Annotated in this window: 10 protein-coding genes; 4 read left to right on the plus strand and 6 right to left on the minus strand. The window is 63.2% G+C overall.

All coding sequences use genetic code 11. The annotated features are described in order from the left end of the window. Window positions 1–68 precede the first annotated feature (68 nt). Window positions 69–1313: an exodeoxyribonuclease VII large subunit gene (gene xseA / locus GBB14_RS02115; RefSeq protein ID WP_151528476.1), complete on the plus strand. Its 1245-nt coding sequence runs from the start codon at window positions 69–71 to the stop codon at window positions 1311–1313. A gap of 19 nt (window positions 1314–1332) precedes the next feature. Then, complete coding sequence (locus GBB14_RS02120) at window positions 1333–1575, plus strand: exodeoxyribonuclease VII small subunit (RefSeq protein ID WP_151528475.1); 243 nt, start codon at window positions 1333–1335, stop codon at window positions 1573–1575. A 10-nt stretch (window positions 1576–1585) separates the two neighbouring features. Here the strand turns inward: GBB14_RS02120 and GBB14_RS02125 are convergent, their stop codons facing one another. Further along, window positions 1586–2167 carry a DUF4245 domain-containing protein gene (locus tag GBB14_RS02125; protein WP_151528474.1) on the minus strand — a complete coding sequence of 194 codons (582 nt, stop codon included), beginning with the start codon at window positions 2165–2167 and terminating at the stop codon, window positions 1586–1588. A gap of 273 nt (window positions 2168–2440) precedes the next feature. Between GBB14_RS02125 and glpX the strand changes: the two genes are divergently transcribed. Further along, window positions 2441–3448, plus strand: a complete 1008-nt coding sequence (gene glpX, locus GBB14_RS02130; RefSeq protein ID WP_151528473.1) for a class II fructose-bisphosphatase — start codon at window positions 2441–2443, stop codon at window positions 3446–3448. Between the two features lie 159 nt (window positions 3449–3607). Here glpX and GBB14_RS02135 read toward each other — a convergent pair whose 3' ends face one another. Both GBB14_RS02135 and betT read right to left on the minus strand, forming a co-directional pair. Beyond that, window positions 3608–5197 (minus strand): aldehyde dehydrogenase family protein, encoded by a 1590-nt coding sequence (locus GBB14_RS02135; protein ID WP_192796092.1) that lies wholly within the window; start codon window positions 5195–5197, stop codon window positions 3608–3610. Window positions 5198–5329: 132 nt separating this feature from the next. Next, window positions 5330–7420 carry a choline BCCT transporter BetT gene (gene betT / locus GBB14_RS02140; RefSeq protein ID WP_255443842.1) on the minus strand — a complete coding sequence of 697 codons (2091 nt, stop codon included), beginning with the start codon at window positions 7418–7420 and terminating at the stop codon, window positions 5330–5332. Between the two features lie 422 nt (window positions 7421–7842). On the opposite strand from betT, the gene betA reads away from it, so the two are divergent. Then, a complete protein-coding gene (gene betA, locus GBB14_RS02145; RefSeq protein ID WP_192796108.1) occupies window positions 7843–9609 on the plus strand; it encodes a choline dehydrogenase in 1767 nt (588 codons plus the stop codon). A gap of 85 nt (window positions 9610–9694) precedes the next feature. Here betA and GBB14_RS02150 read toward each other — a convergent pair whose 3' ends face one another. The 3 genes from GBB14_RS02150 to GBB14_RS02160 form a co-directional block, all read right to left on the minus strand. Continuing rightward, complete coding sequence (locus GBB14_RS02150) at window positions 9695–12052, minus strand: ATP-binding cassette domain-containing protein (protein ID WP_151528470.1); 2358 nt, start codon at window positions 12050–12052, stop codon at window positions 9695–9697. Further along, window positions 12049–12981: an ABC transporter permease gene (locus tag GBB14_RS02155; RefSeq protein WP_192796093.1), complete on the minus strand. Its 933-nt coding sequence runs from the start codon at window positions 12979–12981 to the stop codon at window positions 12049–12051. Before GBB14_RS02155 ends, GBB14_RS02150 begins: the two co-directional genes overlap by 4 nt. Before the next feature lie 98 nt (window positions 12982–13079). Next, window positions 13080–14618: an ABC transporter substrate-binding protein gene (locus tag GBB14_RS02160; RefSeq protein WP_151528468.1), complete on the minus strand. Its 1539-nt coding sequence runs from the start codon at window positions 14616–14618 to the stop codon at window positions 13080–13082. Between the last annotated feature and the right edge of the window lie 64 nt (window positions 14619–14682).

Genomic DNA, 14682 nt, shown 5'->3' on the forward strand with positions numbered 1-14682 from the left:
TCAGGGCGCCGCCCGTGCGGTGAATGTGCGGGGAGGCGACGTCGATAAGCGCATAGGCAAAGAAGACTATGAATCAACAAGCGGCAAGCTCGGCAGAGAGTCCCTGGTCCGTCAGTCTGTTGAACTCCAAGGTCAAGGGCTGGATTCAGCGGCTGGGGCACGTGTGGGTGGAAGGCGAGCTCGCACAAATTAGTACGAAGCCGAGTTGGAAGCTGTCCTATCTCACGCTGCGTGATGTGGAGAAAGAAACCTCGGTGCAGCTCACTGTTCCCACGCAGATGGTGCTCAACCATGAACCGCCGCTGACCACCGGCGACCGGGTGGTGTGTTATGCCCGACCCGCGTTTTATGAGGGGCGCGGCTCCTTTTCCCTGTGGGTGACGGAGATCCGCCACGTCGGTATCGGCGAGCTGCTGGCGCGCATCGCCCAGCTGCGGGAGACGCTGCAGCGCGAGGGGCTTTTTGCCCCAGAACGCAAGCAGGCGCTGCCCTTTTTGCCCAACCGGATTGGGCTGATTACTGGCCGCGGCTCGGCCGCCGAACGCGATGTGTTGGCGGTGTCGAAGGACCGCTGGCCCGAGGTGGATTATCGGGTGATCAATACCGCCGTTCAGGGCTCGCGCGCGGTACCGGAGATTATCGACGCGCTCCGCACCCTCGACGAGGACGAGAGCGTGGACGTGATCATCATTGCCCGGGGCGGCGGCTCGGTGGAGGATCTTCTGCCCTTTTCTGAGGAGTCGCTGCAGCGCGCCGTCGCCGCGGCCCGCACCCCTGTGGTCTCTGCGATCGGACACGAGCCGGACACCCCCATTCTGGATAATGTGGCCGATCTGCGCGCCGCAACGCCCACCGATGCCGCCAAGCGCGTGGTGCCCGATGTGGTCGCCGAGCGGCAGCTCTTGGCCGAGGCCAGCAGCCGTTTGGCCCAGGCGCTGCGGGGGTGGGTGGCCCGCCAGGAGGAGGCGCTGCAGGCGCTGCGCAGCCGTCCGGTGCTCGCCGATCCTTATCTGCCGATCACCCAGCGCGAGGAGCAGATCACACAGGCGCGCGAGCGGATTCGCCGCACCATAGAGCACAGTCTTTCTCGCGCCGAAACCCAGACCGCCAGCCTACGCGCCCAGGTGACGGCGCTGGGACCGGCCGCCACTTTAGCCCGTGGCTATGCGGTGGTGCAGGCGCTGCCTCGGGATGGCTCCGATCCGGAGGTGGTCACCTCCATCGAGCAGGCCGGCCCGGCCACCAATATGCGCATCAGAGTGGCCGATGGTTCCATCGCCGCAGTGTCCATGCAGACCTTCCCCAAAGACTAAAAATTCCAAGGAGATTTCCATGTCCAACCCCAACACCTATGGCCACGGCACCCCGAATAATGACAGCTTCACTCCCATCGAGGAGTTGAACTACGAGGCCGCGCGCGATGAGCTCATTGAGATCGTGCGCATTCTGGAGCTCGGGCAGATGTCGCTCGACGAGTCACTGAAGTACTGGGAACGCGGCGAGGCCCTCGCCAAGCGCTGTGAACAGCAGCTGGCGGGGGCCCGCAAAAAAGTAGAGGATGCGCTCTCCGAGTAGCGCTCGCGCATTAAGGCTTATCGACGCTGACCTCAATTGGTGTTGCCGCCGCATAGGCTTCAGCGAGCGTGGCAAAATCCTCGGCTTCGGCGCTACCGGCTAAGACAATGCGGACATCGCCGAGATCCGCTCCCCAGAGGTCACGGCTGTGGCGATCCTCCTTGATATAGGTGGTGAAATCCATGCCGGCCACGCTCACCGGCTCGCCTTTGGTTTTGAGGCCCGAATCATTGGCCCGCAGCACATCCTCCAAGGGCTGATCGCTCTGCATCAGCTGAAGATAGGCGCCGCCTGTGGTCACCCATCCTTGAATCACCGCGGGCTGGCCATTGACGCTGCCGCGGCGCGCCGAATTTGTGATCCAGCCCTCGGGGTCAGCGGGCTGACGCAGCTCAAAGTCCACGGCCCGCGCCTCCATGTGCAGCACGGTAGAGGCATCGACTTCCTGCACCGGGCCGTTTTCCGGGGCGCCGGTATTGAAGGTGCACAAACCGGTAAACGCCACCGATGCTGCCGCGATGCCGATGATCACCAGAAGGGTCATGCCGATATCTCGGCTATCTTGGAACAATTTGGGTTTTTCGCTCGCCACGGGCTCAAGTATGGCAGAGACGTAGCGGCCACTCCCAATTGCTCCGGCCAGCGAATGCCCGCTTGGGCATGACAGCCGCCACAGAGCCCCATTTCGGGTGCATAAATCGCCGCACGCGCTGCACAAGAGTGCAACAATAGACAGTGTGGGTTGTGCAGCTGGGTTCTCATTCCCACACGGTGGTTATGCGCCACCGCCACCCACGCTCACCTAACCGGCTCTCACATGATGATGTGAGCGAAGCGCTACTTGCCTGCAGGAGGCTTTACACCTATGTCTAACCATTCTTTGGAGATCCCCGATCGGAACCTGGCGTTGGAGCTTGTTCGCGTGACTGAGGCGGCCGCGCTTGCCTCCGGCCGCTGGGTTGGTCGCGGCCAGAAGAAGAAGGGCGACGGCGCCGCTGTGGACGCCATGCGCAAGCTCATCAACTCCGTGCAGATGCGTGGTGTCGTGATCATCGGTGAGGGCGAAAAGGATGAAGCCCCCATGTTGTTCAACGGCGAAAAGGTGGGCACCGGTGAGGGCCCTGAGGTGGATATCGCCGTCGACCCGGTGGACGGCACCACCTTGATGGCCGAGGGCCGCCCGAACGCCATCGCTGTTCTCGCCGCCGCCGAGCGCGGCACCATGTACGATCCCTCCGCAGTGTTCTACATGCGCAAGATCGCCGTGGGCCCCGAAGCCGCCGGCACCATTGACATCGAGGCGCCGGTCAAGCACAACATCCACGCCGTAGCCAAGGCCAAGGGCATTGATCCCACCAACGTCACCGTGGTGGTGCTGGACCGCCCCCGCCACAACAATCTGATCCAGGATATCCGCGAGGCAGGCGCCAAGGTGCGCCTCATCCGCGACGGCGATGTGGCCGGCGCCGTGGCCGCCGCCCAGGACACCAACTCCGTGGACATCATGATGGGCACCGGCGGCACCCCCGAGGGCATCATCACCGCCTGCGCCATGAAGTGCATGGGCGGCGAAATCCAAGGCATCCTGGCCCCCACCGATGACGCCGAGGTACAAAAGGCCAAGGACGCCGGCCTGGAACTCGATACCGTGCTCACCACCGACGATCTGGTGTCCTCGGACAACTGCTTCTTCGTGGCCACCGGTGTGACCAACGGTGACATGCTGCGTGGCGTGAGCTACCGCCGCAACGGCGCCACCACCCGTTCGCTGGTGATGCGCTCGAAGTCCGGCACCATCCGCTTCATTGAATCCACCCACCAGCTTGCCAAGTTGCAGGAGTACTCCGTGGTGGACTACACCAAGCTGGACTAACACCCACCCCCACTGCTGCCCTTTGCGGACGACTGGGGTAAACAGACACCACCCCTCTGGCGGGAAACTCGGATGATCATCCGGTACCGCCAGAAGGGTGGTGTTTTGTATGCGGGCTGCGCCGGCGCTACCGAGCGCTAGTCGGCTGCTGGCTGGACACTACTCGGCGAACCAGCCAGTCACTGCGGGAGCAATGTTGTGATACACGTGCTTCTTTTCCTGGTACTCCTCCAAGCCGGTCGGCCCCAGCTCGCGGCCGATGCCGGACTGTTTCATCCCGCCCCATTCTGCCTGCGGCAGATACGGGTGGAAGTCATTGATCCAGATGGTGCCGTGGCGCATGCCGCGGGCTACCCGCTCGGCGCGACCGGCGTTGCTGGTCCACACCGCACCCGCCAAGCCATAGGTGGTGTCATTGGCGATGCGAATAGCCTCATCTTCCGTGGTGAACGTCTCGATGGTGGCCACGGGGCCGAAGCCCTCATCGTGTACGCAGTCCATGTTCTGATCGCAGCCGGTGATGATGGTGGGCAGGTAGAAATAGCCCGCGGCAAGGTCGGTGGCACCAGTGCCATTGCCTGCGGAGGAATCCTCCGCGGTGGCGCGACGGCCACCGCAGGCGATAGTGGCGCCCTGTTCCTTGGCGCGGTCCACATAGGCGGAGACCTTATTCAGATGCTCCTCCGAAATCAGCGCCCCAGTTTCGGCGGCCTCATCCCGCGGGCCACCGAGCTTGATGGCGCTGGCGCGCTGCACCAAAGCCTCGGTGAAGCGCTCGGCGATGGATTCCTCCACGATAATGCGGGCACCTGCGGAGCACACCTGACCGGAATGGACGAAGGCGCCATTGAGCGCGTTATCCACGGCGGCGTCAAAGTCCGCATCCGCGAAGATCACATTCGGGTTCTTACCACCCAGCTCGAGCGCGATGTTCTTAATCGTCTCTGCGGCGTTGCGGGCGATGAGCTTGCCGGTCTGCAGCCCGCCGGTAAAGGAGACCATATCGACATCGGGGCTCTGCGATAGCGGGTTGCCGCAGGCCGCACCGGCGCCGGTGACCAAGTTGGCCACCCCATCGGGAAGCCCGGCCTCCCGCAGCACTGCCATAAGCAGCATCGCGGTGTGCGGGGTGAGCTCGGCGGGTTTGAGCACGAAGCTATTGCCGGCTGCCAGCGCCGGGGCCACCTTCCACGCCACCTGCAGCAATGGGTAGTTCCAGGGAGTGATCAGGCCGCAGACACCAATGGGCTCGACATCGACGCGCGAGCGCACATTCTCATCGCCCGGGTCCACAACCCGACCCGCATCATGCTGCGCCAAGGTGCCGAAATACTCGAAGCTGGAGATGATGTCATCCATATCGGCCTCGGCCTCCACGACGCGCTTGCCGGTATCGGCGGCTTCGGCGCAGGCGAAGGTGTCCTTATTCGCGCGGATTGCGGCAGCAACGCGCAGCAGCAGGGCGCCGCGCTCCACTGCGGGAACCTGACTCCACACCTGGGCGTCGAAGCTCTCGCGCGCGGCAGCAATAGCCCGCTCCGTATCCGCATCGGCGGCTTCGGAGACCTCTCCTACGACGCTGCCGTCTGCGGGGCAGCTGATCGTGCGGGTCTCGCCGGACGCTGCTGGTTGCCAGCTGCCGCCAATAAACAACGAGGCGGGTCCTTCAGCCCCGTGCACTCCCTCTAGAAGAGGGCAGCTGGTGGGGTCGAATACGGGCTCGGACGGGGTTGTGGCCACGTCGAACACACTCCTTTTTCATCGGGGAATATTTCAGGATGGTTTATGCCAACAGTCCACGCTACCTATCTTGTTCCGGTGGCGTAGGGACGCGGACTATCGGCCACTGTGATGCGCCCGCCCATCGGAGCAGGCTCGTGGCTAGTTCTCTTCCCACACGCGGGCAGGGGCGGCCCCATCGGAGACATCGGTATTGCCGCGGTTTCCTTCCTGCATGTGCAGGAACTCCAGGTGACGTTCGAAGAGATCGAGCACGCTATTAAGAAGCTGCTCCTCGCTATAGCCGTAGACGTCATAGCCCAAGGATCCCTGGAGGTCGTGCACCTCGAGCCGGTAGTAGCACTCAGAGTCCGCGGTGGCCTTGCCGGCATAGGAGGGAACCTCGCCAACCACTGGGTAGATCTGGAAGCGGAAGTCCTTCTCTTCGCCGAAGCTGACGGTGAGGTCCAGCTGGCTGACCTCGGAATCGGGCACCTCGGAGTACAGCAGCAGGCTAGCGAAACCGAGATGACGGATTTCTTGTGTCACCTTCTCCATGGCCGGCTTCGCCACATCCACCATGTAGCTTTGTGCATCCTCAGCCGAGGGCCAGTTGATCGCCCGCTCCAGGCGGCCCTGCCAGCCGCCACGGCTACGCAGGCGACCCGACATCGCGGAGTGGATGGCCACCATGCGCGCCTCAGATTTATAGGCCTCGATGCGCAAGGACTTCCACAGGCTGTACATGATCAAATAGATCACCACGGTAAACGGCAGGCCCATCACGATGGTGGCTGATTGCACCGTCACCACCCCATCGATGGCCAGCAGCACGAGGGTGAGCACACCGACGATCGCCGACCACACGATGCGCGACCAGCTGGGTCCGTCCTGGCGGCTATTTTCGATCTTCGAGGTGAAGTTGGACAACACCAGCGCCCCCGAGTCCGCCGAGGTGATGTAGAGCAGCAGCCCCACAGCGGTCACCAGCACCACCAGGATCATGCCGGCGGGATAGGACTGGATGAGGTCATAGAACCCGCGCTGGGGTTCCGCCATGGCCACGGCGCCGAACTCATCGTCTCCACCGATGATGCGCTCCAAGGCGGAGTTACCGAAGAAGCTCATCCACATCACGATGAAGAGGAAGGGGATGGTCAGCGTGCCGAAGACGAATTGGCGGATAGTGCGGCCGCGGGAGATGCGGGCAAGGAAGAGCCCCACAAAGGGCGCCCAGGCCACCCACCATGCCCAGAAGAAGAGAGTCCAGGAGGCTAGCCAGTCGCGTGTGGCCTGCGGGGTTTCCGAGAAAGCGTAGGTATCGAGTGTCCAGTCCACGAAGTTGGCGGCGTAGTCCCCCACGTTCATCACGAGTGAGTCGAAGAGGAAGGCGGTGCGCCCCGTGAACACCACGAAAAACATGAGCACCAGTGCGATGACCACGTTCAATTCGCTGAGCCGCTTAATGCCGCGATCCACACCTGATACGGCGGAGACGGTGGCGACCGCCACGGCGATCGTGACCAAGATGATCTGCGCGGTGGGCCCTTCCTCGATGCCAAAGACCATCTTCAAGCCGTAGTTCAGCTGTACCACGCCGATGCCGAGGGAGGCCGCGATGCCGAATACCGTTCCGAGGGTGGCGGCAATGTCGACCGAGTCGCCGATAGGGCCATGTATGCGGCGCCCGATGAGCGGATAGAGCGCGCTGCGCAAGGCCAGCGGCATGTTCAAGCGATAGGCAAAATAGCCAAAGGCCATGCCCATGAGCGCATAGAGGGCCCAGCCACTAATGCCGTAGTGGAAGAGCGCAAACACCACTGCGTCCTCCGCGGCCTTCCGAGTTTCCGCATCTCCTACCGGCGGGTTGTAATACATGGTCACTGGCTCGGCGACAGCGAAGAAGATGAGGTCCACGCCGATGCCGGCGGCAAAGAGCATCGAGGACCAAGAAAAGAGACCAAATTGCGGGCGAGAGTGATCCGGGCCGAGCCGCACCGTGCCGGTGCGGGCGAGTGCGATCACCAGAACAAACACCACCGCCGCGGTGGCGGTGAGAATATAGAACCAGCCGAGATTCACCGAGATCCAGGCGGTGATCGATCCCAGCGCGGACTCGGCGGACTCCGGCGCGAGAGCAGCCCACAGCACCATGGCGAATACGCCCAGCACAGAGATGGCGAAGACCGGCATGTTCACCTTTGGCTTCTTCGCGATGCCGTCGCTGGTGCTGCGCTCCTCTGCGGCTGCCACGCCAGACGAATCCTCGGCTTGGCGCTCGTCACTTCTTTCTTTTCTATTTGTTGATCTGGACTCTAGGCTCACGCTCTCACTTCCTTAAAAATATGTTTGTCCACACACGTACTTATGAAAGGGAGTTAGACATGAAAAAACCTTCCACGTGCTTTCGAGGGTGCATTAAACTTCCCCAAAAAACAACCGACTAAGCCCCCTCATCGAGGTATTCCCTCGCCCCTCCTGCCTGCCGAATCCGACACTCATTACTCCAGCGTAGGGCACTGTAGGCCGCCACTGACGTGCTATGGAACACTGTGTGGTAGCCAGCGGGACACGAAAGTCATTAGCATTAGTTCGGTAGGTTGTGATCATTTGTCAGACTTCTGTCAAGAGGAGGATTGTTCATCTTGGGTTTTAGCGACAGCCTGAAGAACGGTGTGAAAAAGCGTCTCGGGCTCGCCGAGGACACTGTGGAATTCGTGCAGGAGAAGCGACGCGATGTGATTGTGGTGGGCGGTGGTTCCGCCGGTTCCGTGGTTGCTGCCCGCCTCAGCGAGGACGCCGATACTGATGTGCTGGTGCTCGAGGCCGGCCGCATGGATTCGCTGTGGGATCTCTACGTGCATATGCCTGCTGCTTTTTCCTTCCCCATCGGGAACAAGCACTATGACTGGCAGTACGAGTCCGACCCCGAGCCGGAGATGAACAACCGCCGCATCTACCACGCCCGCGGCAAGGTGGTGGGTGGATCGAGCTCCATCAACGGCATGATTTTTCAGCGCGGCAACCCCATGGATTATGAAAAGTGGGCGGATTCTGCGGGGATGCAGGACTGGGATTATGCCCACTGCCTGCCCTATTTCAACCGCATGGAGACTGCCCTCGCGGCGGATGAGGATGATCCCCGCCGCGGCCACAATGGCCCGCTGAAGCTCACCCGCGGCCCCGCCCAGACCCCGCTGTTCCAGGCTTTTTTCCGCTCTGTGCAGGAAGCCGGCTATAAGCTGACCAATGACGTCAACGGCTACCGCCAGGAGGGCTTCGCTCCCTTCGACCGCAATATCGTTGGCGGCACTCGTCAATCCGCGGCTCGCGCCTATCTGCACCCCGCACTCGACCGAGACAATCTCGAGCTGCGCACCCGCGCCTTCACCCGCCGTGTCCTATTCGAGGGCACCATGGCCGTGGGCGTGGAATATGAGTGGAAGGGCCATACCCGCCGCGTGTACGCCGACAAGGTGATTCTGTGTGGCGGTGCGATCAACACCCCGCAGCTGCTGCAGCTCTCGGGTGTGGGCCCGGCGGAGCTGCTCCAGGAGCACGGTATCGACGTGGTGGCCCCGCTGCCTGGTGTGGGCGAGAATCTGCAGGATCACCTCGAGGTCTATGTGCAGTACAACGTGACCAAGCCGGTGTCGATCATGCCGGCTCTGAAGATGTGGAAGCGCCCCTTCATTGGGGCGCAGTGGCTGGTGTCCAAGAAGGGCCCGGTCTCCTCCTCCCACTTTGAGGCGGGTGGCTTCGCGCGCTCGAATGAGGAGGAAAAGTATCCCAACTTGATGTTCCACTTCCTCCCGGCGGCGATCCGCTACGACGGCACCACCTCCGGCGCCGCCCATGGCTTCCAGTTCCACGTCGGCCCGATGTATTCCGATGCCCGCGGCCACGTGCGCATCACCAGCGATGACCCGCACGCCAAGCCCAGCATGCTGTTCAACTACCTGAGCACGGACCAAGATAAGCGCGAGTGGGTGGAGGCGATCCGCGTGGCCCGCGAGCTCTTGGACACCGAGGCCATGCGCGAGTACACCGACGGCGAGATTTCCCCCGGCCCCTCCGTCCAAAGCGACGAGGAGATCTTGGAGTGGGTGCGCAACGACGGCGAGACAGCGCTTCACCCCTCCTGCACCGCGAAGCTGGGGCCCGCCTCTGATGAGATGGCGGTAGTCGATCCGGAGACCATGCAGGTCCACGGCACCGAGGGGCTGTATGTGGTGGACGCCTCGGTGATGCCCGGTATCACCAACGGCAATATCTACGCGCCGACCATCATGATTGCGGAGAAGGCCTCCGATCTCATCGCTGGCCGCGAGCCGCTGGCGCCCAATAACGCACCCTTCTACCGGGCCGATGCGGACATGCCGCTCTACGCTGAGGGCGAGGTAGCGAAGGATCACACGGACACTCCCCGCGGCGGGATTTAATCGCCCCGAGATGGCGTCGATAAGCATCGCGCTTATCGACGCTTTTCTCTGTCCTAGCGTGCTGCGCGGGGTGTATCTGCAGCGTCTAGGAATCCACGCTCCAGCGGCTGACGTCGATCACGTGGTCGGCGCGGTGCAGCACAGTGGGGTCGTGGGTGATGGCCAGCACCGTTGTTCCCTGCTGCGCCAGCTGGTCGAGCAGATCCACGACTTCCGTGGCGTGCTGTGCATCGAGGCCGGTGGTGGGCTCATCGACCACCAGAATGGGCCGGCCGGCGGCGAGAGCACGGGCAATGCTGGCGCGCTGGCGCTGCCCGCCCGAGCATGCGGCTGGCTTGTGATCCGCCACCGCGCTCAGCCGCACCGAGGCAAGCAGCTCGTCCACATATGCCTGCGGGTGCGGGTGCCCGCCGCAGACCGCGGCGCGCCGAATCTGATGCCGCAGGCTAAACATAGGATGCAGCGCCTGGGCGGCGTCTTGGGCGGCGTAGGCGCACTCCGCGCGAATCGGGCCGGGCCCGAGAAGCCCCAAGATATAGCGGATGAGCGTGGTTTTCCCGCAGCCGCTCGGGCCGCTCAGCACGGTGAAGCTGCCGGCGGGCACGCGGAAGTGAACGTCGTGGAGAAGCAGCTCCCCCTTCGCCGAGTACACCTCCATGCCCTGCACGCTCAGGCCACCATGATCCTGAAACACAGTGCCCTGCCCCGCCTCCCGGCGCAGCGACACCTCAGCGGAACCGCTGCCCGCATGTGGCGGTTGCCGCTCTGCTGTGTCTCCGCAGGGCAGTTCAGCCACGGTTGAGGGCCTGATGATGGTGCGTGTGTCCTGTTCTTCCACCACCACAACCTGATCGCACACTCGCCGCAGAAAGTCGGGGTCGTGGCTGCTGAGAACAATGGCGACCCCGCGGGCTGCCGCATCCTCGAGCACGCGCGCCACCGCATCGACGGCGGCGGCGTCAAGACCAGTAGTGGGCTCGTCCAAGACGAGAATCTCTGGCGCATGGGCCAGGGCACGCACTAATGCCAAGCGAGTGCACTGCCCGCCGGACATGCGCGCCAAGGAGTCAAACTTCTCCGGATCGAGGCGCACGCTCTGGGCAACCGCATGCACCGCTTCCCTATCGATCGCGCGCCGGGGCCGGCCGTCTCGAATAATCGACCATTGGGAACGAGCCGTATCCACGGTGGTGGCCGCGTCTTGCTCGACGAGGCCGCAATGCTCGCGGCGCCAGCGTCGCCACCACCTATCGCTGTGCTCGCTTGCGTGCGTATCAGTGGGAAAGCGCCTACCGCCCAGCCACACCTGGCCCGTAACCTGCAGGGCGGGTGCGGGACAGGCGGCGAGCAGCGAGAGCAGCGTGGATTTTCCACTGCCAGAAGCACCGCTGATCCCCAGGATCTCGCCCGGTTGGACGCGCAGGGACTGCACCTCGATGGGCGTGGAATCCGGATACGCCATGCGCAGCTGCTCCACCGCGATGCGCGCAGCGGGCGCGGTCTGGTGTGCTGCCGCAGGCCCGTGTTCTGGCGCCGCGCCGGCCGTAGTGTTGGTTCCGCGACGCTGCGGGGTATACGCGGAGCGCGGAGTTGGCGGCTGGACGGCATTGACCAGCACATCGAAAAACAAGACGACGACGAGTAGCAGCGCAACGATAGCGCAGGTCGGGGCAATAACCGCCGCTGGATTCAGCATGACCCCGGAGAGATTCTCTCGGATCATGAGCGCCCAATCCGCCGTGGGGGCCGTGGGCCCCAGCCCGAGGATATGAACGCTCACCATCAACTGCATCGCGGCCAGACACCGCACTGCGGCATCGGCGATGATGAGCGGAAATAACGCCGGCACCATCTCCCGGAGAGCGATAGCGACGGTGCTTTCGCCGCGCACCCGAGCAGATTCGATAAAGCCCGCGGTCGTTAGCGGCGCCGCCGCCGCGCTGAGCTGGCGCATACCCTGCGGTACTCCGAGCAACAACATGGCCGCTGACACCGCGATCCACGCCGGAAAGATACTCGCCGCCGCAAGCACCACCACCATTGCCGGGATCGCTAACAGGGATGTGGACAGACGGTTGGCCACCTTTCTCCACCGCGGGCGTTGCACGGCGAGAAGGGACAGCACAGTGATGAAGAGGGTGGTCACAGCACCAATCGGCAGCGCCACCAAAAGCCGAGCACCGCCTGCCATCAATCGCTGTCCCACGTCACGGCCCAAGGCGTCGGCCCCCAGCAGTCCCACCTCTTGGTCATAGGGAAACGACACTGGGTGCACCGTATCGCCGGCCCGCACTGGACCGTAGAGCACCAGCGCGCACACCAGCGCCATCAGCAGGCTGACTACTACAGCTGCAATCTGGGTTCCTGGCCACCGCCTGCTGCGGCGGGACTCGGCGCCGGCCACGCTGGTGCGTGGCTGCTGCCGCATTCTTTTCCCGCTCATCGCTTCACCCGCCTCTCGAGGGCAACGCTGAGCACATCAGCGCTGGTGTAGACCACGACTGCGATGCATGACAGCACCAGGGCAATTCCCTGCACCACCGGCATGTCGCGTGCCCCGAGGGCGCTGGCGAGCAGCCCGCCCACACCGGGATAATTCAGTAGCGCTTCCACCACCACACCAGCTCCCAGCAGGCCGACGGCACTAATCGCCGCAGTGTGGAGCACCACGGGTGCCATCCGGATTGCCACGCAACGCCAGAGCCGCTGCAGCAACGGCATGCCGCGTCGTTGGGCCGAGACATACAGGGGCAAAGCGAGCAGCTCCTCTGCGGGGCCGCGCAGGATCCGCGCCACCCAGGCAGCAACGGGGATGGCCAGCCCGAGCACCGGGAGCACGAGCTGCTCGGGCGATCCCCACGGTGATTCCCCGAGAGGGATCATGGTCACAGCCGGTAGTAGCCGCCACTTCACCGCGAAAAGCAGGACGAGCAGCACCACCACAATGGCCTCTGGGATCGCAGCGCAGGCCGCGACGAATGCGCTGAGCACAAAAGCGCTCGGGCGACCGCGCAGCACGGCCTGAATCAGTGCCCCACCGATACCGAAGGTCATCGCCAAGATCCACGCGGGCAACACGACAGCAGATGAGGCACCCAATCGATGGGTGACAGTACTGAACACATCGGTGCCCCCGATCCAACTCGTTCCCAAATCGAGCTGCAGGGCGCTCCACCACCAGCTAGCCAGCCGGTACACCAACGGCTTGTCGAGGTCATAGTGGGTGCGCAGGCGCTCGGCGGCATCCTGGTTCGCCCCAGCGAGCTGGGAGGCGAAGTCTCCAGGAAGCCACGCAGTAATCAAGAACACGATGCTCACAACGACCAGCAAGGTCACAAATGCAGAGCCAACATCGCTCAGCACACGGCTCATCACCGCTGCACTTTTCGGCGCCCTGCTATCGGCGGTGTGTGGGGCTTTTTTCATCGCGGCTCCTGTTTAGCTGACTAGCTGATTAGCGTCGTGCGGAATTAGGCGGTTTCGACCCCATCGAGGGTGTAGCGGGCGGAGCCATCCCGCCAGCCGCTGACTCCATCTGCCATGCAGTCCAAGCCGCTACCGAAGCCCCACACGACCCAGCCGCCTTCTTCTGCCATACGGTGGTGCAGCTTGCCGAGGGCCTCGTTACGCTCCTTGTCGTCCTGGATGCTCATAGCGTCAGCGAAGTCCTTGTCGAACTCTGGGTCCTTAAAGCCCGTCTCGGAGAAAGCAGCGGAGGAGAGCACCGTCTGGCGCACGGTCACCGCAAAAGGAGTGTTGGTGTACATGCCCACAGTGAAGGGCTCCACGGTGTAGGCGGTGGACCAATAGGTGTCAGGGGCGTGCTCTTCGATCGTGACGCGAATGCCCGCCTCTTCCAGTTGCGCTGCGGCAACAGTAGCGGTGGTCATCATCCCGGGGTAGGACTGGGTGCTGTGCAGCGTCAGATCCAGGCCATCCGGGTGTCCCGCCTCGGCCAGCAGCTTCTTGGCCTTCTCCACATCGCGCTTGATGGGGGTGACATCCTTCGGCACCGAGGGATCGTTCTGCTTGATCATGTCATAGCCCACAGATCCATAGCCTAGGAAGACCTGCTCAACGAGCTTCTCCCGGTCCAGCGCGAGCTTGATGGCGTCTCGAACTTCCTTCTTGTCGAAGGGGGCAGTATCAACGCGGAGCAGCAGCGGATAGGTCTCGTAGCCGGGGCGCTGCCGGATGGTGTAGCCGGACTGCTGCTCGAGAGACTTCGCGGCTGCTGGGGCGAGCGAGGAGGCAACCATGACTGCGCCGGTGGATACGGCGTTTGCCATCGCCTGCGGATCGCTGAAGCCGTTGATCTCCACTCGTTGTGCCCGAGCATCGCTACCCCACCAGTGCTCATTGGGGCTCAGGACGGCATTGGTGCCTTCCAGCGCATCTTGCACGAATGGGCCGGAAGCGATCGGCGAATCGAATTCGGTCGTTCCGTCCTTGACCACGAGGATGAAACCAGCCAGCATGCGCGGCAGCTCCGCATCCGGCACGGAGGTCGCCAGCTCGATGGTGTAATCATCGACAATGCTCGAGGCCTGAATATCCACGGTGCCCAAGCGCACACCGTTTTGTTCCTTCATCTCGTCGATACGGTTCAGACTGTAGAACACGTCTTTCGCGGTGAGCGGGGAGCCGTCCGCGAACTGGGCGTCCTCGCGAAGCTCAAATACCCAGCGGGTGGAGTCCTCGTTCGGGGTCCACTTCGTTGCAAGGCGCGGCACGAGGTTTCCGTCATCGCTGAGGAGCAGCTGATCGTACACGCAGCTGAGGCGGAACCAATCGGACTCGGAGAACAGCGAGCCATGGGGGTCGTTGGAGGCTTGGCTGCCTGCAGCAACGGAGGCGAAGGTCAGGGTCGCGTCCGCGGAATCGGCGACACCGGAGGACGAGGACTGTGCACTGCTGCTGTCGCTGTTATTAGAGCCACAGGCTGCGAGTACGGCACCGGCGATGCTTAATCCGGTGACAGAGAGGAATCGGCGGCGGTTCAATGCCATGTCAGTCTCCTATGAGAGTGGGCTTTCGCGCTCGGGCGAAAGGATGGGTGATGAGAGGGATGGA

Origin of the sequence: Corynebacterium sp. 51B (genome assembly GCF_008930785.1) — a bacterium.
Classification (GTDB): domain Bacteria; phylum Actinomycetota; class Actinomycetes; order Mycobacteriales; family Mycobacteriaceae; genus Corynebacterium; species Corynebacterium megadyptis.

Bases quoted from the DNA above. Each gene is read 5' to 3' on its own strand.
- GBB14_RS02150 (WP_151528470.1), bottom strand. From the start codon at position 12,052: ATGAGCGGGAAAAGAATGCGGCAGCAGCCACGCACCAGCGTGGCCGGC.
- GBB14_RS02155 (WP_192796093.1), bottom strand. From the start codon at position 12,981: ATGAGCCGTGTGCTGAGCGATGTTGGCTCTGCATTTGTGACCTTGCTG.
- GBB14_RS02160 (WP_151528468.1), bottom strand. From the start codon at position 14,618: ATGGCATTGAACCGCCGCCGATTCCTCTCTGTCACCGGATTAAGCATC.
- glpX (WP_151528473.1), top strand. From the start codon at position 2,441: ATGTCTAACCATTCTTTGGAGATCCCCGATCGGAACCTGGCGTTGGAG.
- GBB14_RS02120 (WP_151528475.1), top strand. From the start codon at position 1,333: ATGTCCAACCCCAACACCTATGGCCACGGCACCCCGAATAATGACAGC.
- xseA (WP_151528476.1), top strand. From the start codon at position 69: ATGAATCAACAAGCGGCAAGCTCGGCAGAGAGTCCCTGGTCCGTCAGT.